An 18920-nucleotide genomic window follows, 5' to 3' on the forward strand; every position below is an offset into this window, starting at 1 on the left:
CTTCCCGGGAGGCCGAGTCGATCAGGCCCGTGCGGCACGGCAAGGCAGGTGGCTACAGGGCGAACAGCAGGGCGGCGTCCAGGAGGACGACGACGGCGGTGGCGAAGTGGATGCCGAAGGCCACGGCCTTCGTCCCGCCGTTGCGGAGCACGATGACGGTGTCGCCCAGCGGGACGAGCGCGACGACCAGCATGAACCACGCGACCGCGTCGGCGGTGGTGAAGGCGATCAGGGCGAGGCCGAGCAGGCCGTAGCTGAGATCGCGTACGCCCTTGACGGAGAGGTAGGCGGGATCTCCGTCCGGCCGGGCCGGCACGCCGTACCCGGCCGCCGACGCGGTGGGCACCAGCAGGAACCGCGCACCGATGAAGACGATGAAGAGGTTGAGTACGACGGCGAGCCCGTAGGCGAGGGGTGACAACATGGTCCGCTCCAATTGCTAGCGCTGCTAGATGTGAGAGCGACGCTAGCAGAGCGACGGCAGTATTCCTAGCGGTGCTAGAGTTCTGGCCATGTCGACTCAGACGCGCCGGGAGCGCGAGCGGGCGGAACGGGAACGGGCCATCATCGCCGCGGCTCGTGACCTGGCCCTGGCGGAAGGCTGGGACGCGGTCACCACCCGCCGGCTCGCCGCCGAGATCGAATACAGCCAGCCCGTCCTCTACAGCCACTTCAGAGGCAAGGACGCCATCATGGCGGCGGTCGCCGTCGAGGGCTTCGCCGAACTGGCCACCGCGCTCGCCGCGGCCCGCGCCTCGGCCGCCGACCCCCGGCAGGCGGTCGCCGACGTCGCGGCGGCGTACACCACCTTCGCCGAACAGCGGCCCGCGCTCTACGACGCGATGTTCACCCTCGCCGTGGACCTGCCGTTCGCCAGCCAGGACGTCCCGACCGATCTGGCCCGGGGCTTCGCCGAACTGGCCGAGGCGGTGCGCCCGGCGGCCGGAGACGACGACCTGGAAGCGGTCACCGAGACGTTCTGGAGCGGCCTGCACGGGCTGGTCACGCTGATGCGCGGCGGCCGGCTCCGCCGCGCCGACCACGATCGCCGGCTCGCGGTCCTGGTGGACCGCTTCTCCCGCTGAGGGTCAGGGCTGACCGAGCCGTCGTCCGCGCGGCGCGAGGTGGTCGACCGGCAGGGCACAGCGCGCGCTGCCGGGCAGCGGCCGATCACAGAACACCCAGTGTCGTACGCCCTGCTGGTCCTCCGCCGAGACGGTCACCCCGCCGGGCTCGACCCGCGCGCTGAGCCGGACCAGCACCCGAGCTGCGGTACGCGCGAAGATCCGGGCGCGCAGCAGGTCCGGCGCGGTGATCGGCAGGTGGATCACCCAACGCTCGCTCATCAGCGACTGCCCTTCGTCGGACGGGATCGACGTGCAGGGGCGGCCTCCGCCGGTTGCGGTCGGCGGAGACCGCCCCGCCCTGCTGCCGTTCCGGAGGTACGGCGGCAGGCCCGCGCCGGGGGAGCGCGGCGGGAGGGGTCTCGGCGGCGATGCGAGCCGACACGAGAGGCGCCAACCGACCGCAGCAGCACCGCATCACCGAGAGCGACGCTATTGCCACTGAGTCACCTATGTCAAGCGCGTCAGTGAGTTATCTACCCGCTTATGTCACTCGCGCTACATGCGTTGCCTGCGTCGAAGCGGCTGATCAATACTGGGCGGGCCAACCGACTGCAAGGGGCTCCGCGTGCCTATCCCGCCCACAATGGACGAGCTGCTCGACGATCTCCTGAAGAAGATCAAGGACGGCACCTACGCGCCGGGGTCGCAGCTCCCGTCCGGGCGGGTCTTGGCGGACGAATACGACGTCTCCCAGTCCACGATCAGCCGGGCGGTGGCGAAGTTGCGGGAGCAGGGCGTGCTGGTTGGCCGGCCAGGGCGTGGCGTCTTCGTCGCGGAGTCCCGTCGACGTTGATCGGCCTTCACGGCCAGTGCTCGCGGCGCGGCTGCCGTCTGGGAGTTTGCGGCGCGTGACCCTGTCGTACGTTTGCTCCGCGCGGCGGGTGCCGACTCGTCACCGCCCGCGATGACCAGGACCTCGGCGAGCATCCTCCAGCTCGGCCGGGTCGGACCAGATTGTGCTGGCACCTCCCACCCGAGGGCTGATTCGTTTACGACATCAGCTCCACAGCGAGCGCGAGCAGCACCCCGCCCCGGACGACGTGGCCCCCGACCGGCATCGATCGACTCGGCTTTCGTGTAATCGGGGCATCTACCTGCCCTGGACACCCCGACTTCCGGGAAACCGAGTCGATCAATGTCGCACCGGCGCGGGCGCCGCGATCTTTGGTCAGGCGGCGGCGCTTTCCTGCTCCTGCTTGAATCCGGCCGCTGTGCCCTTGCTGGCGCTGCCGCCCGCAGCCTTTCTCGGTGCCAACTGCGAGACACGCTGCGGCGAAATGCCAAGGAGTGCACCCGCGTCGCGGACCGTATAGCCCTTCGCCAGGAGTGCCTGTGCGGCGGTGACTGTCGCCTCCTCGGCGGACTCTTCGGCCTTGCGCAGGGCGCTTCGGGCTTTGCGGGCGCGGGCCACCTCTTGCGGGAGGTCGGGCTGCACATCGATGTCGAAGCTGTGTGGCTCGATGTCGAGCATCAGCGCAATGGCTTCACGTGTCATGGCTTCTACCTGGTCTAGGCGACGTGCCTGGGAGAACACACCCTTGATCTCCGGCACGGTGATGGCCCACCAGTCACCTGAGCGTACGCACTTCGCGGTGTACTTCATCGGCGAGCGCCCCCTAACTCAAGCCCAGGCTGCGGAGGATACCCCGCGCCGTCAGTTCGTTGATCTCCTTGTGGCGAGGTATGACGACGTTCTGCGAGTCGTACCGCTAGATCGTGTGGCTGCCACCTTCGCGGACCTTCTCGAAGGTCACGCCCGCGTTGGCCGCTGCCTTACTGATCCTGTTGATCAGGTCAACCCGCTTCACGCGCCTAGTCTAGGGTACTGGATCGAATAAGTAGAGTGCCCTGGACTTGCGTCGCCGCCGGTCAGTCGACCGTCGGGAGCTTCGGGCCGAGGACGTCGTCGGCGTCGATGATCGTGTACGCGTACCCCTGCTCGGCGAGGAAGCGCTGCCGGTGCGCCGCGTACTCCGTGTCGATCGTGTCCCGGGACACCACCGTGTAGAAGTGCGCCTGCCGCCCGTCGGCCTTCGGCCGGAGCACCCGCCCCAACCGCTGCGCCTCCTCCTGCCGCGACCCGAACGTCCCCGACACCTGAATCGCCACCGCCGCCTCGGGCAGGTCGATGGAGAAGTTGCCGACCTTCGAGATCACCAGCGTGCGGATCTCACCGGTGCGGAACGCGTCGAACAGCCGCTCCCGCTCCTTGTTCGTGGTCGAACCCTGGATGATCGGCGCGTCGAGATATTCGCCGAGCTGGTGCAGCTGGTCGATGTACGCCCCGATCACCAGCACCTGGTCGTCCGGGTGCCGGTCGACGAGCGCCTTCACCACCGGCAGCTTCGTGCGGGCGGTCGCCGCCATCCGGTACCGCTCCTCGGCCTCCGCCGTCGCGTACGACATCCGCTCCGCGTCGGTCAGCGTCACCCGGACCTCGGTGCACTCGGCCGGGGCGATCCAGCCCTGCGACTCGATGTCCTTCCACGGCGCGTCGTACCGCTTCGGGCCGATCAGGCTGAACACGTCACCCTCGCGGCCGTCCTCGCGTACCAGGGTCGCGGTGAGGCCCAGCCGACGGCGGGCCTGGAGGTCCGCCGTGAACCGGAAGATCGGCGCGGGCAGCAGGTGCACCTCGTCGTAGACGACCAGGCCCCAGTCGCGGGCCCCGAACAGGTCCAGGTGGGTGAACGCGCCGCCGCGCCGCGAGGTGAGCACCTGGTACGTGGCGATGGTGACCGGGCGGATCTCCTTACGCTCTCCCGAGTACTCCCCGATCTCCTCCTCGGTCAGCGACGTGCGGGCGATCAGCTCCCGCTTCCACTGCCGGCCGGCGACCGTGTTGGTGACCAGGATCAGCGTGGTCGCCTTCGCCTCGGCCATCGCCGCCGCGCCGACCAGGGTCTTACCGGCGCCGCACGGCAGCACCACGACACCCGATCCGCCGGCCCAGAACGCCTCGACGGCCTCCCGCTGGTACGAGCGCAGCGTCCACGGCTTGCGCCCGTCCTTGCCGGCCTCGGCCAGTTCGATCGGGTGCGCCTCACCGTCGACGTAGCCGGCCAGATCCTCGGCCGGCCAGCCCAGCTTGAGCAGCGCCTGCTTGAGCCGGCCGCGCTCGGACGGGTGCACCCGGATGGTGTCGTCGTCGATCTTGTCGCCGAGCATCCCGGCGAGCTTCTTGCTCTTGGCCACCTCGATCAGCACCAGCCGGTCCAGTGCGCGCAGCACCAACCCGTACGCCGGGTCGTTGGCGAGCTGGAGCCGCCCGTACCGGTCCATCGTGTCGGCCACGTCCACCAGCAGCGCGTGCGGCACGGGGTAACGGGAGTACTTGAGCAGCGAGTCGACCACACCCTCCGCGTCGTGCCCCGCCGCCCGGGCGTTCCACAGGCCCAGCGGGGTCAGCCGGTAGGTGTGCACGTGCTCCGGGGAGCGCTCCAGCTCGGCGAACGGCGCGATCGCCATCCGGCAGGCCTGTGCGTCGGGGTGGTCGATCTCCAGCAGCAGCGTCTTGTCCGACTGCACGATCAGTGGTCCACCGCTCACGCCAGCGTCCTCTCCTCGGTTGGTCGCCCGGCTGGAACGGGTGCATACCCGCCGCTGGCCGACCATCCAGTGTTGCACGATGTGGGATCCCCGAAGAAAGATGCGCACCGGCCGCAACCGTGACGGCACTCACGAACGTCTAGTAAAGGGACGATGGCTGGGGAGGTTCCAATGCAACGAGTCCGGATCACCTCCCGACTGGTCGCCCTGACGGTGGTTGTGCTGGTCGGCGTCGGTGCGTGCGCGTTCGATCCGCAGTCCGGTGGGAGTGGTGGCGGGGGAGCGGCCCCAGCCGGTGCGGCGGAACAGGCAACGGGGGCGAGCGCCACGCCCGGCCCGGACCAGCGCGGCCGGCCCACACCGGCCGCACCCAGCCCGACGCCGAAGGCAACCCGGTCTCCGGCGCCGAAACCCACAGGCAGCGCGTCGCCGAAGCCGACCACCGGCACCGGTACGCCGACGGTCGCCGGCTGCCCCCAGGGGCAGCACCAGCGCGAGGTGGAGACCTACCTGGCCCGACTGGGCGGATTCGGGGCCGTGACCGTGGACGGGCGGCAGTCCGCCGCTGACTGCGCCGCGATCAAGAAGTTCCAGAAGAGGTACGGCATCCGCCCCGTCGAGGGTCGCGCCGGACCAACCACGTACGACGTGGCCCAGCGCCTCGCCACCACCGACCCGGCACGGTGCAAGGCCGGCACGGGCACCACGTTCTGCGTGGACCTGACCCGGCAGACCGTCTGGGCGGTCCGCGGCGGCAAGGTGATCATGCCGCCGACGGTGACCCGCACCGGAATGTCCGGCTACCGCACCCCGGCCGGCACGTTCACCATCAACTTCCGCAACCCGAAGGAGTGGTCCGACCCGTACGAGGTGTGGCTGCCGTACTGGCAGCACTTCACCCAGGGCATGGGCTTCCACGAAACCACCACCTACCTGCACGACAAGTCGATCGGCTCGCACGGCTGTCTCAACCTGCTGCACGCCGACGCCGTCCGGATGTGGGAGCTGGGCAGGGTCGGCACCCGGGTGGTGCTGATCGGCCGCCGGCCCGGCACCTGACCGACGCCCAGCGAATCGCGGGGGATAACCCCCTGTCCGACCGGCCCAACGAGTGTCACGCTGGGAGGCCAGGGCCGGACCGGGCGGGGAGGCTGGGCATGACGGTCGACCGTGAGGTGATCCCAGAACACGAACAAGCTCCACCCGACGAGGTGTCCCGTGCGACAGTGCTCGCCTATGCCGTCGCCGCGACGCTTCTCCTCGGGTGGTTCCTCTTCGGCTGGCTGGTGCTGCGCCAGGGCTTCGTCGACTCGGTCGGGGAGTCCGCCGGCGCCGGCTTCGCACTGCTTCTGGTCATCTCGGTGGTCGGCACCGTACGCCGCAGCCGCAGCCGCAGCCGCCGCTGACCGACCAGCCCAACGACCTCGCCCCGCTCAGTCCGCCAGCACCGCCGCGGTGATCCGGTGCAACGCGAACGTGTGCAGCATCTCGGTCCGTTCGTCCTCGGCGCGGAGGTAGCCCGCACCGATCGACACCGGTTTGACCAGCCGGGACGCGGTTGCCCCGTGCGCGTCGACGTAACCGACCCAGACCAGCGCCTTGTCGCGGACCGCCTGCTGGAGCACCGCCAGAGCCTCGCTGTGCGTGTGCGCCGGCACCGGGCCGCCGCCCAGCCCTGCCGCCCCGCCCCGCACCACCGCCGGTGCCCGCCGGGCCGCCCGCGCCGCCGCGTCACCCCGCCGGATGTGCTCCACCACCCCGAGCAGCCGGGGCATGGGCAGCTTCGGGACGGCCAGCGGATCGAGTGTCCGGGTGGTCATCGACACCCGGGCCGGGGCCCGCCGGATCCGTGGCCGGGCCAGCACGGTGCTGCCGGTGCCGTCCTCCTGCACCGGGGCGAACCCGGCGTCGCGCAGCGCGCCCAACAACCGACCAACCTGGTACGGCGTGCACAGCACCGTCGGTGCGAGCCGGCGCAGAGCCAGCGACTCCAACCGGCGGTCGGCCAGCACCTCGCTGATCAGCGTCTCGTCGTCGCTGCGCAGGTACGCACCGGCCAGCCCCACCCGCAGCCCACCGTGCTTACGGGCCACGTCGTCCACCAGGTAGGTGAGCCCCTGCGGCACCGGGGTACGCGACCGTCGCCGGAACACGTCGTGCAGGTCGTCGGCCGTGTAGCCGGAATCCAGTGCACGCCGCACGCTCGCCGTGGTGACCCGGTGCACGCTGGCCCCGCCGGCCGACTCGAGTTCGGTCATCGCCTCCAACTCGGCGGCGAGCGCCGGCTCGGGTGGGCCGGGCACCACCACGGTCAGGTCGGCCTGCACCAGGAAGTGGTCGACCGGGGCGGGCAGCAGCGCGTCCAGGGCTCGGGCGGCACTGGACGGGTCACCGCTCTCCACGTCGGCGTGTACGCCCAGCGGGTCGTCGCCCCGCTCGTCGGCCGACGTCAGGTCACCGAGCAGCAGCCGACCGTACGACGTGAGTGCCCCCAGCCCGGTCACGCCGAGCTGCGCCGCCTCGGCCAGCACCTCCCGGTGGGCGGCGTCCCGGCCCCGGCTGCGCCGCGGCGCCCGCCAGTCCAACAGGTCCTGCACCTCTTCGGCGGTGGGCGCGGTCGCCGGCTCCAGGTCGGCGAGCACACCGAGCACCGCCCGCCGGGTGGCCGGCGCGCTGGCCCGTTCGGCCTCGGCGGAGAGCGCGGTGATGGGCCGGTCCCGGTCGTCGCGGCGGCCGACCAGCCCGACCTGCCGGCTCATGCTCAGCCAGGCGCGGGCGAGCTGCTCCCATCGTTGGGCCAGCGAGGCGGCCCGCCACACCTCGTACCCGCCGGTCGGCAGCACCTGCTGGTCCGCCCCGTACCGGCTGGTGGTCGCACCGGGCATCTCCAGCTCACCCGCGAGCCCCGCCGCGTACGCCACCTCGAGCAGCAGCGCGGTCGTCGACTCGTCCAGCCCGGCGGTACGCGCCAGCCGTCGCAGGTCCCGCACACCGATGCCACCCGAGCGCAGCACCGGCGCGGGCTCGTCGGCGAGCTGCTCCAGCAGCCCTTCGGTGTGCCGGACCACCTCCATCGTCTGCCCGGCGCCGGCCGAGTCGACAGCCTTCGGCTCGCGCGGCGCGGCGGTCACCGGCGGTGGGCTGGTGCGCAGCGGCCCGAGTGGCCCGCTGTCGCGGCGGAGCAGCAGGCCGACCTCACGGGGCAGCTCCACCGTGCCGCTGGCCGTCGACGAGCCGGTCGCCACGGGGACCAGGAGCCGGTTGTCGACGAGCCACCGCACCGGGGAACCGGTCGGGGCGCCACCGTTTGTCGGGTCGGCGAGCACCGGATCCTCCGCACCGAGCGGCGGCGCCTGCAGAGCGCCCGGGGGCACGCTGCCCACGGGCGGACCAGCCGCCAACCGGTCCAGGATCGCCCGGGCCGAGGGCGGGGCGGCGAGCAGCGTCCGTCGTAGCTTTGCCGGGTCCGCGCAGAGCGCGGCCGTGCGCGGGTCCAGCTCCGCCGCTGGCCGGCCGAGCCCGGCGGGGTACGGGGAGACTTCGTCGACGGCGGGCACCACGTGCAGCGCGTGCTCCGGGCCGTACAGCAGGAAGAGCGCGCGCAGCCGGCCCACGGCGGCCCGGACGGCCGTCGGCGCGGGCGGGTGCGGCCCGGTGGTCGCCAGGGCGAGTACGGCGTCGGTGGCCGTGGTGCCGTCGTCCGGGTCCCGGGTGAGGCGGGCGGCGTCGAGGATCTGCTGGGTGAACTGGTCCAGCCCGTCCAGCGCGCGGGCCACCGACACCCGGGACTGTGCCCGGATGGACAGGGCGGAGATGTCGGCTGGCACGGGCACGACGAGGTCGGGCCGCAGCTGGAGGAGCGCGGCCAGTGACTCGTCGGGCAGCGACCGCAGGTGGTCGGCGAGTGAGGTGGTCATCGTGTTTCCACGCTAGCCCGGCAGTGGGCTTCCGCGCCCCTCGGACGTCCGGCCGACCGGGGGTCGCCGGGTAGGTTTCTCGACATGCCCGCACTGACCGTCGGATTCGACCTCGACATGACCCTGGTGGATTCCCGCCCCGGCATCGCCGCGGCCTACCGGGCGCTGACCGCGAGGACCGGTGTGCCGGTGGACGCCGAGTTGGCGGTGTCGCGGCTCGGTCCGCCGCTGCGTACCGAGATCGCGCACTGGTTCCCGCCGGAGCAGATCGAGTCGGCCGTACGGGTGTACCGCGAGCTGTACCCGGCGTACGCGATCACCCCTTCTGTCCTGTTGTCGGGCGCGCGCGAGGCCATCGACGCGATCCGTGCCCGGGGCGGACGTGTGCTTGTCGTCACGTCCAAGATCGGCCGGTTGGCCCGCCTGCACCTGGACCACCTGGGCCTCGCGGTCGACGAGTTGGCCGGTGACCTCTTCGCCGAGCAGAAGGCGACGGCCCTACGGGAACACGACGCCACCCACTACGTCGGTGATCACGTGGCGGACATGGTCGCGGCGGCGACCGCCGGGGTGCCCGGCATCGGGGTCGCGACCGGCCCGTGCTCCCACGATGAGCTGCGCACGGCCGGGGCGAATGTGGTGCTGGACGATCTCACCGAATTCCCGGCGGCGCTCGACGGCATGATCCAGCTAGCCTTGGAGCAGTAGCGGCTCAAGTGAAGCAGGGGTTTTCAGGTGCCTACGGGTCGAGTGAAGTGGTACGACACGGCCAAGGGATATGGCTTCGTCACCAGTGACGAGGGCGGCGACGTGTTCCTGCCCAAGGGTGCGCTGCCGGCGGGTGTCACCGACCTCAAGGGTGGCCAGCGGGTCGACTTCAGTGTGGTGGACAGTCGCCGGGGCGCGCAGGCCATGGGAGTCAAGCTGCTGGACGCGCCGCCGTCGATGGCGGAGTTGCGCCGTCGGCCGGCCGAGGAGCTGCACGGCCTCGTCGAAGACATGATCAAGGTGCTGGAGGCGAAGGTCCAGCCGGACCTGCGCCGCGGTCGATACCCGGACAAGAAGGCGGCGCAGAAGATCGCTCAGCTCGTCCACGCGGTCGCACGCGAGCTGGAGGTCTGAGGCACCAGGCCGGCGGTGGCGGCTCGATCGAGCAGTGCCGCCACCGCGGCGAAACCGGCCTCGCCCAGGTCCGCGGTGAACTCGTTGACGTAGAGGCCGATGTGCCGGTCCACCACGTCGAGTTCCATCTCCTGGGCGTGCGCCAGCACGTACTCCCGGCTGGCCGCCGGGTCCGCCCAGGCCTGGCGGACCGACTCGCGGACCCAGCCGGCCGCGGCCTCCGGGTCCACCGCGCCGCGGCGGGCGAGGATCGCGCCGAGGGGAATGGGCAGCCCGGTGTCGGCCTCCCACCACTCGCCCAGGTCGACCAGGGCGGTCAGCCCGTGCCGGTGGTAGGTGAACCGGGCCTCGTGGATGACCAGCCCCGCGTCGTAGCGGCCCGCCGCGACGCCCGGCATGATCTCGTGGAACGGGACCACCTCGATCCGGGCCGGCGGCCGTCCGGCCGACCAGAGCCGGAACAGCAGGTACGCGGTGGTCCGGTCGCCCGGCACCGCCACCGTGGCACCGGTCAGGTCGGTGCGGTCGCCCTTGGTGAGGACCAGTGGCCCGCAGCCACGACCGAGTGCGCCGCCGCAGGGCAGCAGGTGGTAGTCGTCGAGCAGCCAGGGCAGCGCCGCGAAGCTCACCTTCACCAGGTCGAACGCGCCCCGCTCGGCCGCCGTGTTGGTGACGTCCACGTCGGCGTACGTCACCTCGACCGGCGGCGCGCCGGGCACCCGCCCGTGGACCAGGGCGTGGAAGACGAACGTGTCGTTGGGGCAGGGCGAGATCGCCAGAGAGAGCGCCACGCCCGTCACGTTAGCCCCGCCCCAGCGTGTCCGGTCGGCGCGGTCCGGTGCCTGTGACCTGTCGGGCACCCACCGCCTGTCCGCGAGCGACCGCCAGTCCCGGCCGCCGATCGTCCGCGCGCCGCCGCCGGGTCCTGGCTGCTTGTTGTCCGCGCGCCGCCGTCGGGTCCTGGCTGCCTGTTGTCCGCGCGCCGCCGCCGGGGCACGGTCGTCACCTCTGCTCCCTGTAGAGCTGCCCCAGCTGTGGGGCGCGCCGGCGTCCGCGAGGTGCCGGGGCCGTGTCGCGCCATGCTGTGCCGTGGCCGTGGCCGTGGCCGTGGCCGTGCCGTGCCGTGCTGTGCCGTGGCGGTGCCGTGCCGTGGCCGTGGCCGTGCGGTGGCCGTGCCGTGGCCGTGCCGGCGAGGTGCACCCCCTCTTGCCCCACTGCCGGGGCAGCTCTACAGGTGCTGAGGGAAGGATGTACACAGCGGCAGGGACGCTGTCCACAGGGTTATCCACAGGCGGGCTGATGCTGTTGACGGCGCGAGCTGACCGGAAAACCATGGACGGGTGGCTGCCGACAAGGGTGCGATCGACGTGGGGGCGGCCCTGCGGGATCTTCGTCGACGTGCCGACTTGAGCCAGCGCGAGTTGGCCGAGCAGTCCGGGATCCCGAAGAGCACGTTGGCGCGCATCGAGGCGGGGCAGGGTGCCGGGCCGGCGTTCCGCACGGTGGAGCGGCTGGTCCGCGCTGCTGGCGGTGAGCTCGTGCTCAAGCTCCCCGACGCCTCTTCCGCCGCGGCGGTTGACGAGTCACCACCGGCGCCCGACCACGAGCTGCGGGACGAGGCCGGCCGCCGCTACCCGGCGCACCTCGACGTCCGTCGGGTCCTGACCCTGAAGGACTGGCCCGGTGCCTGGTGGGTGCACTCCTACACGCTTCCGCGGCGGTTGTGGCCGGTGCGCGTCCCGGAGCTGACCTACGACCTCGATCGGGCGCGACGTGACGAGCGGCGGTTGCGGGCACAGGCGCGGGCCCAGGTGCGGTTTCGGCGCGCCCTCGAAGGGCTGCCGGCCACGTCGTGGCACTTTCTCGCCGAGCTGCCCGGGGCCGGGCCGGTCGGTGAGTTGAGGGCCCACGAGCGAAGCCTGGATCTCCTCCTCGGTGAGGATTGGGGCGACCGACGTGAGCTGGTGCTGGAGGGCGTTGTCGTTGCGCCCGGCCTCCGGACGCTGGGCATCGCGCGTCGGCTGATCGAGCTGCTGGCCAGCGAGATGGCAGTCGCTGACATCCGGACCGTGCACGCGACAGCCGACGGTGGCAACGTGCTCTTCCTGCTCGCCTGCGGGTTCGAGGTGCAGGCGGGTCGGCCGTCGGCGCTCACGCTCGACGTCCGTCCCCCTCGGTCGTAGTCAGCGCAGCGCCGGGGCCGCCGCCGTGAGGGCGGTGAGGGCTTCGCGCAGGCGCCAGCCGTCGCGATCGCGGGGGCCGATCGGGTTGGAGATGGTGCGCAGCTCGGCGAAGGGCACCCCGGCCTGCGCTGCGGCGACCGCCACGCCGTACCCCTCCATGGCCTCGGCGACTGCCTCCGGATGCCGGCGGCGCAGCCCTTCGGTGCTGGCGGCGCTGCCGGTGACCGTGCTGACCGTGAGCACCGGGCCAGCCGTGGCCCCGGGAAGGGCGGCCCGCAGTGCGGCCAGCAGGATCGGGTCGGCCGGCACCACGCTGCCGGTACCGAGCAGCGCGAGTGGCATGCCCAACTCGTCGACGGGGATGAAACCGTCGGGTGACTCCGCGCCCAGGTCGGCCGCGACGCTTGCGGTGCCGAGCACCGTGGCGCCGACCTCGGCCCGGCCGGTGAAGCCACCGGCCACGCCGGCGCTGACCACCGCGCGGTACGGCCGTCCGGCGGCCTCGGCCAGCACCAGCAGGCGTGCGGTGGCGGCAGCGGCGGCGGCCGGACCCACACCGACCGGGGCGACGGTCACGGTCGGGTCGGTCAGCCCGGCGCGGACCGCGTCCGCTTCGGCCGGCACCGCCGTCACCACCAGCAGACCAGTCACGAGAGCGAGCCGGGGGACTCGCGGCGGGTCTCCTCGTCGGCGCCGCCACCCGGGCCGCCGACAGCGGAGGACGGCCGGTAGATGTGGTAGCCCGGCGGGGCCAGGCTCGGATCCTCGTACGACGGGGAGCTGCTCTGCGCCGGTGCCGGCGAGGTGGGCGTCGCGTCTTCGGGCTCGTCGGCCGGCTCGTCCTCGGTCAGTTCGTCGTCACCGAGTGGTCGGCCGGCCAGCTTCTCGCCGCGCAGGCGGGCGGCGACCAGCACACCCCGGATCGCGGCCAGGACGCCCACACCGGCGGCCACCGCGATACCCACCCGGCCGTCGAACGGCACCAGGCCGAGCCCTCCACCGGCGACGAAGGCGAGCATCAACGCCGTCTCGGAGTGGGCGAAGGAACTCGCTCGCAGCCGCTCCGGGATGCGCTCCTGGATCGAGGCGTCCACGGCCAGCTTCGAGATCCCGCTGACCAACGCCGCGACCAGGCAGAGCAGGGCGACCATCACCAGCGAGAACTGGATGACGGTGAGCACCGCCACTCCCGCCACGATGATCATGCTGCTGGACTGGATGGCGGTCGGTCGGTGGATGCGCAGCCGGGTGCCGACGGCGGTGGCCAGGAACGTGCCGACCGCGAGCGCACCGCCGACCAACCCCAACGCCCACTCGGCGCCCAGATCCCGGCCGAACGCCACAGTGGTCAGGTCGCCCTTCTTGATCGCGAAGGCGAGGAAGAGCAGCAGGAAGCCGTACACCGCGCGTAGCGTCGCGGAACCGATCAGGGTGGCGATCACCAGCCGGCCGGCGGGCCGCCCCCGACCCAGTGGCCGGTCGCCGCGGTGTCGACCCAGCGCGCGTAGCGGCCGGGGGACCCGCTCCGGCGGCTCCGAGTCGGCCTTCGGTGGCAACCGGAGCGAGATCACCATGCCGATCAGGAAGATCACCGACGCGACGCGTAGCGGCCACTGCGGGCCGAACCAGAACGCGGCCAACCCGATCGGCGCCACCAGCGCGCCCGCGACCGTGCCGTAGACGCTGGCCCGGGCACCCACCTGGGAGAGACCGAGCCCCTCCGGCAACAACCGGGGCACCGCCGCGGAGCGGGCCACGCCGTACGCCCGGGACAGGGCGAGCACCCCGAACGCGGCCGGATAGAGCCCGAAGCCGTGGATGTAGTCGGAGATCAACCAGGCCAGGAACGCGCGGCCGAGCATCGTGGCGGCCAGCGCGTAGCGCCGGCCGTGCCGGAAGTGGTCCAACAGCGGACCCACCACGGGGGCGAGCATGGCGAACGGCACCATGGTCACCAGCAGGTAGAGCGCGACCTTGCTGCGGGCCTCGCCCAGCGGGACGTTGAAGAAGATCGTCCCGGCCAGGCCGATGGCGATCAGCGTGTCACCGGCACAGGAGACCGCGTGCAGATCGAACAGGCGAACCATGCCGACCTCGCCGCCAGCACCCCGGGCCCGGGCCCGGCCGGCCCGCCGGGTCACCCAGCGGCCGCTGCCCACCGAACCACGCAGCAGCAGGCGAATGGCGCGAATGGCGGTGCCGACGGTGCGCCCGAGGACGGATCGCCCGGAGCGGGAGTACGACGGCATGTGCACCATCCTCGCCCATCTGATCCGGGTACGCCGCACCACCGCGGGGAAAGGTTCCCCGGGAGTCACTGTCACCCCTGCGGGGCGCATGGGGAACAATGGTCAGGTGACCAGGCCCGCCTCCACCCGTGCCGCCCGTCTCGACCAGGTCTGCGCCGCCGCCGTCGAGGTGGCCCGCGCTGGCATCACCGAGGTGGACGCCGACGACGTCGGCGACCACCTGCAGGTCGTGGCCGAAGGTGAACGCCTGGTCACCCACTACTTCGAGTGCCTCCTCGCCGGCTATCGCGGCTGGCGGTGGGCGGTCACCGTCACCCGGGTGTCGCGCAGCAAGACCGTGACCATCTGCGAGACGGTGCTGCTGCCCGGCCCGGACGCGCTGCTCGCGCCCGGCTGGCTGCCCTGGCAGGAGCGGCTCAAGCCGGGCGACCTGGGTCCGGGTGATCTGCTGCCCACCGCGCCGGATGACGATCGACTGGTCCCCGGCTACCTGCTCTCCGACGACCCGGCGGTCGAGGAGACGGCGTGGGAGCTGGGCCTCGGGCGGGCGCGCGTGCTCTCCCGCGAGGGCCGCATCGAGGCGGCGCAGCGCTGGTATGACGGCGACCACGGCCCCGCCGCGCCCATCTCCACCGCCGCGCCGGCCGCTGCCCGTTGCGGCACCTGCGGGTTCTACCTGCCGCTGGCCGGTGCGATGCGGCAGGCGTTCGGGGCCTGTGGCAACTTCTACGCACCGGACGACGGCCGGGTGGTGAGCGCCGACCACGGCTGCGGCGCCCACTCCGAGACGCTCATCGAGGCGGCCGAGACCGCCGTCGAAGAACTACCGACGGTGTACGACGACAGCGCGGTGGAGGCCATGTCGGTCAGTCGCGCCCCGGGCTCGGTGGAGGCGGCCGAGCCGGCGGAGCCGTACGGGCACTCCTGACCGTTCGCGCCGGGGTGACCCGGGCGCAGTGGTCAGGTCAGTTCGCGCGACGGCGGCGACGGTTGGCGTCGTGCCGCAGCATCACGGCGAGGCCCGGGAAGCCCCACAGGAAACCGGCGAGGCAGGTCCAGAGCCAGTTCTGATGACCGTGGTCGGTCAACCAGCCCCGAAAGAAGATCAGCAGGACCAGCCCGGCCACCGCCCAGGCGATCAACCCGGCGAGAGCGAACGGCACCATCGGCGGGTCCAGTGGTGCCGGCCGCGGCGGCTGCTCGTTCGGCATTCGGCAAGCGTACGCGATCCACTTCCCCTGCCCGCTGGTGATCTGGGACGATGCGCGCGACAACCGGAAGATCACCTGCGAGGACCTGATGGCAGTAGCGCCGCCCGAGACCGGCACACCTCCCAACCCCGCTCATCCGCGTAACAGCTTCGACCGGTTCTTTGAGATCTCCGCCCGTGGCTCGACGGTGAGCCGTGAGGTACGCGGCGGCCTGGCGACCTTCTTCACGATGGCGTACATCGTGGTGCTCAACCCGCTGATTCTGGGTGGTGCCGTCGACGGTGACGGCAAGACCCTCCCGATTGCCGCGCTGGCTGCCGGGACCGCGTTGGTCGCCGGCCTGATGACGATCCTGATGGGTGTGGTCGGCCGATTCCCGCTGGCGCTCGCCGCCGGTCTGGGTGTCAACGCGCTCGTCGCGTACGAGATCGCTCCCGAGATGACCTGGGCCGACGCGATGGGCCTGGTGGTGATCGAAGGTGTGATCATCGCGGTGTTGGTGCTGACCGGTCTGCGGACCGCCGTGTTCCGTGCGGTGCCGACGCAGATGAAGACCGCGATCGGGGTCGGCATCGGGCTGTTCCTGACCATCATCGGTCTGGTGGACGCCGGCTTCGTCCGGCGGCTCCCGGACGCCGCCAACACCACGGTCCCGGTTGGCCTGGGCATCGGCGGCAAGCTGGTGAGCTGGCCGCTGCTGGTCTTCGTGGTGGGTCTGCTGATCACCCTGGTGCTCCTGGTGCGCCGGGTGAAGGGCGCGATCCTGATCGGCATCCTCGCCTCCACCGTGCTGGCGGTGATCTTGGAGGCGATCGGCAACATCGGCCCGTCGTTCGTGGACGGGAAGCCCAACCCCAAGGGCTGGGCGTTGAACGTGCCGGAGTTGCCGAAGACGGTGGTCGACCTGCCGGACCTGTCGCTGCTCGGCAAGTTCAACCTGTTCGACTCGTGGGGGCGGGCCGGCTGGGTCGTCGTGCTGATGTTCGTCTTCACGCTGCTGATCACCGACTTCTTCGACACCATGGGCACGATGGTGGCGGTGGGCCAGGAGGGTGGCCTGCTCGACGAGCAGGGCACCCCGCCCCGGGCCAAGGAGATCCTGCTCGTCGACTCGATCGCGGCGGCGGCCGGCGGTGCGGCCAGCACCTCCAGCAACACGTCGTACATCGAGAGTGCCGCCGGTGTCGGCGAGGGTGCCCGGACCGGCGTGGCCAGCCTGGTCACCGGCGTGCTCTTCCTGCTGGCGATGTTCCTCGCGCCGCTGGTGGTGATCGTGCCGTTCGAGGCGGCCTCGACGGCCCTGGTGGTGGTCGGTTTCCTGATGATGACCGCGGTCCGGACGATCGACTGGTCCGACTACGAGATCGCCATCCCGGCGTTCCTCACGATCGTGCTGATGCCGTTCACCTACTCCATCTCCAACGGCATCGGTGCCGGCCTGATCACCTTCGTGGTGCTCAAGCTGGTGCGGGGTAAGGCCCGGGAGGTCCACCCGCTGCTGTACGGGGTGGCCGCGCTGTTCGTGCTGTACTTCCTGCGTGGACCCATCGAATCGCTCGTGCTCTGACGCGTGTCCGGGCGGGGAGTCGAACGGGACTCCCCGCCCGGAACAGCACTGACCTCCTCGTGAGCCTGGTCATAACCGATGTCGTTAGCCATGCTCATTAGTTAAGCTAACTACTGTGACGGAGCGGACGGTGACGGCGAAACGCGTGCCACCGGCGCAGCTGGCCCCCCAGTTGCGTGATGCGATCACCCGACTCAACCGGCGGGTCCGCCAGGCCCGACCGGTCGGCGACCTCACGGTCACCCAGGTCTCCGCGCTCACCAGCCTGCGGCTGGCGGGTGCGATGACCCCCCGGGAACTGGCCGATGTCGAGCGGGTGCAGCCACCGACGATGACCAAGATCGTCGGGAAGTTGGAGGACCGCGGCCTCGTGCGGCGGACACCCCATCCGACCGACGGTCGGCAGGTCATCCTCGCGGCGACCGAGGGAGGGCACGCCGTGCTCGACCAGTTCGAGCGGGCCCGCGACGAGTGGCTGGCCCACCGGCTGGCCGCGCTCGACGAGGACGAACGGGAGACCCTGCAGAGGGCCGCCGAGATTCTTCAGCAGCTCGCTCGCGCCTGAGTCGCACCAAGCCCCACCGGGCCGTGCCGTCACCTGTCGATGACGCGTACGTCCGAGGAGGCGCACCAAGAGTGCAGGCCAAGCTGAGCACGATGTTCCAGTCCCTACAGGTTCGCAACTACCGGCTCTTCGCATCCGGGCAGCTGATCAAGTTGATCGGTGTCTGGATGATGTTCATCGCCCAGGACTGGCTCGTCCTCGACCTCTCCAACAATTCGGCCACCGCGCTCGGTGTGGTGACCGCCTGCCAGTTCACCCCGGTGCTGCTGCTCACCCTGCTCTCCGGCCGGCTGGCCGACCGGTACGACAAGCGGGTGCTGCTCTTCGTCGCAAACGCCTTCTGGAGCCTGCTGGCGCTCGGCATGTCCCTGCTGGTCCTCACCGACCTGGTGCAGCTCTGGCACGTCTTCGCCTTCGCGGCGCTGCTCGGCACGGCCAACGCCGTGGAGACCCCGGTCCGCCAGGCGTTCGTCTCCGAGTTGGTCGGCACGCCCCTGCTGCCGAACGCGCTGTCGCTGAACGCCGCCGTGTTCAACTCGGCCCGGATCGTCGGCCCGGCCGTCGCCGGCCTGGCCATCGCCGCGTTCGACGTCGGCCCGGTCTTCCTCTTCACCGCCGTCAGCTCCATCGCGCCCCTGGTCAACGTCGTCCGGATGCGGACGGCCGAGCTAGAGCGCGACGCCCTGCTGCCGCGCGACGAACGGGCGTCCGCACGGGTCATCGACGGGCTGCGGTACGTGTGGCGTCGACCCGACCTGCTGTTGCCGATGGCGGTCATGTCGGTGATCGGCATGTCGCTCTTCAACTTCCAGCTCACCCTGGCCGCCCTGGCGAAGACGGTCTTCCACACCGGTGCCGCCTCCTTCGGCCTGTTCAGCACGGCGCTTGCCGTCGGCGCGCTCGGCGGTGCGCTCAGTGGCACCGGCCGGCGCAGTCGCCCGTCGGTCTGGCTGGTGCTCGGTGCCGCGATCGCCTGCGCCAGCTTCGGCACCCTGGTCGGCCTCGCGTCGGCGTACTGGCTGGTCGTGGTGCTGCTGGTGCCGACCGGCTTCTTCATGGTCTTCTTCGCCCAGGCCGCCAACCAGCGGGTTCAGTTGGGTGTGGATGCGGCCTTCCGGGGTCGGGTGATGTCCCTGTGGGTGCTTGTCTTCCTGGGCACCAATCCGGTCGGCGCGCCGCTCATCGGCTGGGTCGCGGAGCACTTCGGCGCCGGCGCCAGCATCTGGATGGGTGCGTTGATTTCGTTGGCCGCCGCACTGATCGCCCTCACCTGGCAGCTGCGCCGCTCCGGCGCCCGGCTGCGCTTCCGGGTGCTCCCGATGCCCCGCTTCTACGTGACCTCCGCCGACTGCTGACGTTTACCGCCACTCGGGCCGCGTCGTGTTGATCGGATTGTGCGGATGCGGCCAAATCGCTGGCGACTCGGCACG

At 71.5% G+C, this 18920-nt stretch carries 20 protein-coding genes; 11 read left to right on the plus strand and 9 right to left on the minus strand.

The annotated features are described in order from the left end of the window. Positions 1-52: 52 nt before the first annotated feature. Positions 53-424: a DUF4267 domain-containing protein gene (locus AB0C25_RS00095; protein WP_357368132.1), complete on the minus strand. Its 372-nt coding sequence runs from the start codon at positions 422-424 to the stop codon at positions 53-55. 88 nt (positions 425-512) lie between these two features. Between AB0C25_RS00095 and AB0C25_RS00100 the strand changes: the two genes are divergently transcribed. Then, positions 513-1085, plus strand: coding sequence for a TetR/AcrR family transcriptional regulator (locus AB0C25_RS00100; protein ID WP_357368133.1), 573 nt, complete (start codon positions 513-515; stop codon positions 1083-1085). A 3-nt stretch (positions 1086-1088) separates the two neighbouring features. Here AB0C25_RS00100 and AB0C25_RS00105 read toward each other — a convergent pair whose 3' ends face one another. Next, positions 1089-1346: a hypothetical protein gene (locus AB0C25_RS00105; RefSeq protein ID WP_357368134.1), complete on the minus strand. Its 258-nt coding sequence runs from the start codon at positions 1344-1346 to the stop codon at positions 1089-1091. Positions 1347-1710: 364 nt separating this feature from the next. On the opposite strand from AB0C25_RS00105, the gene AB0C25_RS00110 reads away from it, so the two are divergent. Then, complete coding sequence (locus tag AB0C25_RS00110) at positions 1711-1920, plus strand: winged helix-turn-helix domain-containing protein (protein WP_357368135.1); 210 nt, start codon at positions 1711-1713, stop codon at positions 1918-1920. Positions 1921-2295: 375 nt separating this feature from the next. Here the strand turns inward: AB0C25_RS00110 and AB0C25_RS00115 are convergent, their stop codons facing one another. Then, entirely contained in the window at positions 2296-2730 is a 435-nt protein-coding gene (locus AB0C25_RS00115) for a type II toxin-antitoxin system HicB family antitoxin (protein ID WP_357368136.1), read from the minus strand. A gap of 266 nt (positions 2731-2996) precedes the next feature. After that, on the minus strand, positions 2997-4676 hold the full coding sequence (locus AB0C25_RS00120; protein WP_357368137.1) for a DNA repair helicase XPB: 1680 nt from the start codon (positions 4674-4676) through the stop codon (positions 2997-2999). A 171-nt stretch (positions 4677-4847) separates the two neighbouring features. Here AB0C25_RS00120 and AB0C25_RS00125 point away from each other — a divergent pair, with 171 nt between their 5' ends. Next, a complete protein-coding gene (locus tag AB0C25_RS00125) occupies positions 4848-5735 on the plus strand; it encodes a L,D-transpeptidase family protein (protein WP_357368138.1) in 888 nt (295 codons plus the stop codon). Between the two features lie 98 nt (positions 5736-5833). Next, positions 5834-6082, plus strand: coding sequence for a hypothetical protein (locus AB0C25_RS00130; protein WP_357368139.1), 249 nt, complete (start codon positions 5834-5836; stop codon positions 6080-6082). A 27-nt stretch (positions 6083-6109) separates the two neighbouring features. On the opposite strand, the gene AB0C25_RS00135 is transcribed toward AB0C25_RS00130, so the two are convergent. Beyond that, on the minus strand, positions 6110-8593 hold the full coding sequence (locus tag AB0C25_RS00135; protein WP_357368140.1) for a helicase-associated domain-containing protein: 2484 nt from the start codon (positions 8591-8593) through the stop codon (positions 6110-6112). Between the two features lie 84 nt (positions 8594-8677). Between AB0C25_RS00135 and AB0C25_RS00140 the strand changes: the two genes are divergently transcribed. Together AB0C25_RS00140 and AB0C25_RS00145 are read left to right on the plus strand one after the other, a co-directional pair. Then, positions 8678-9301 carry an HAD family hydrolase gene (locus AB0C25_RS00140; protein WP_357368141.1) on the plus strand — a complete coding sequence of 208 codons (624 nt, stop codon included), beginning with the start codon at positions 8678-8680 and terminating at the stop codon, positions 9299-9301. A gap of 27 nt (positions 9302-9328) precedes the next feature. Then, a complete protein-coding gene (locus AB0C25_RS00145; RefSeq protein ID WP_074316242.1) occupies positions 9329-9715 on the plus strand; it encodes a cold shock domain-containing protein in 387 nt (128 codons plus the stop codon). On the opposite strand, the gene AB0C25_RS00150 is transcribed toward AB0C25_RS00145, so the two are convergent. Then, on the minus strand, positions 9676-10506 hold the full coding sequence (locus AB0C25_RS00150) for a 1,4-dihydroxy-6-naphthoate synthase (RefSeq protein WP_357251864.1): 831 nt from the start codon (positions 10504-10506) through the stop codon (positions 9676-9678). The two genes, AB0C25_RS00145 and AB0C25_RS00150, sit on opposite strands and share 40 nt — an antisense overlap. Before the next feature lie 549 nt (positions 10507-11055). Between AB0C25_RS00150 and AB0C25_RS00155 the strand changes: the two genes are divergently transcribed. Continuing rightward, positions 11056-11898: a helix-turn-helix transcriptional regulator gene (locus AB0C25_RS00155; protein ID WP_357368142.1), complete on the plus strand. Its 843-nt coding sequence runs from the start codon at positions 11056-11058 to the stop codon at positions 11896-11898. Here the strand turns inward: AB0C25_RS00155 and AB0C25_RS00160 are convergent, their stop codons facing one another. Beyond that, positions 11899-12549 carry a futalosine hydrolase gene (locus AB0C25_RS00160; protein WP_357368143.1) on the minus strand — a complete coding sequence of 217 codons (651 nt, stop codon included), beginning with the start codon at positions 12547-12549 and terminating at the stop codon, positions 11899-11901. Further along, positions 12546-14147: an MFS transporter gene (locus tag AB0C25_RS00165; RefSeq protein ID WP_357368144.1), complete on the minus strand. Its 1602-nt coding sequence runs from the start codon at positions 14145-14147 to the stop codon at positions 12546-12548. The genes AB0C25_RS00160 and AB0C25_RS00165 overlap by 4 nt, the downstream gene beginning before the upstream one ends. Positions 14148-14235: 88 nt before the next feature. Between AB0C25_RS00165 and AB0C25_RS00170 the strand changes: the two genes are divergently transcribed. Continuing rightward, a complete protein-coding gene (locus tag AB0C25_RS00170; protein ID WP_357368998.1) occupies positions 14236-15075 on the plus strand; it encodes a DUF3027 domain-containing protein in 840 nt (279 codons plus the stop codon). Positions 15076-15112: 37 nt separating this feature from the next. Here AB0C25_RS00170 and AB0C25_RS00175 read toward each other — a convergent pair whose 3' ends face one another. Further along, on the minus strand, positions 15113-15358 hold the full coding sequence (locus AB0C25_RS00175; protein WP_357368145.1) for a DUF2530 domain-containing protein: 246 nt from the start codon (positions 15356-15358) through the stop codon (positions 15113-15115). A gap of 88 nt (positions 15359-15446) precedes the next feature. Between AB0C25_RS00175 and AB0C25_RS00180 the strand changes: the two genes are divergently transcribed. From AB0C25_RS00180 to AB0C25_RS00190, 3 genes are all read left to right on the plus strand, one after another. Continuing rightward, positions 15447-16925 carry an NCS2 family permease gene (locus tag AB0C25_RS00180; RefSeq protein ID WP_357369000.1) on the plus strand — a complete coding sequence of 493 codons (1479 nt, stop codon included), beginning with the start codon at positions 15447-15449 and terminating at the stop codon, positions 16923-16925. Positions 16926-17040: 115 nt separating this feature from the next. After that, the gene (locus tag AB0C25_RS00185; protein ID WP_357251878.1) at positions 17041-17490 is read left to right on the plus strand and encodes a MarR family transcriptional regulator; all 450 of its coding nucleotides are present in this window, start codon (positions 17041-17043) and stop codon (positions 17488-17490) included. Positions 17491-17561: 71 nt separating this feature from the next. Then, a complete protein-coding gene (locus AB0C25_RS00190) occupies positions 17562-18845 on the plus strand; it encodes an MFS transporter (protein ID WP_357251880.1) in 1284 nt (427 codons plus the stop codon). The last annotated feature ends 75 nt before the right edge of the window (positions 18846-18920 follow it).

Origin of the sequence: Micromonospora sp. NPDC048839 (assembly GCF_040649915.1) — a bacterium.
Taxonomy (GTDB): domain Bacteria; phylum Actinomycetota; class Actinomycetes; order Mycobacteriales; family Micromonosporaceae; genus Micromonospora.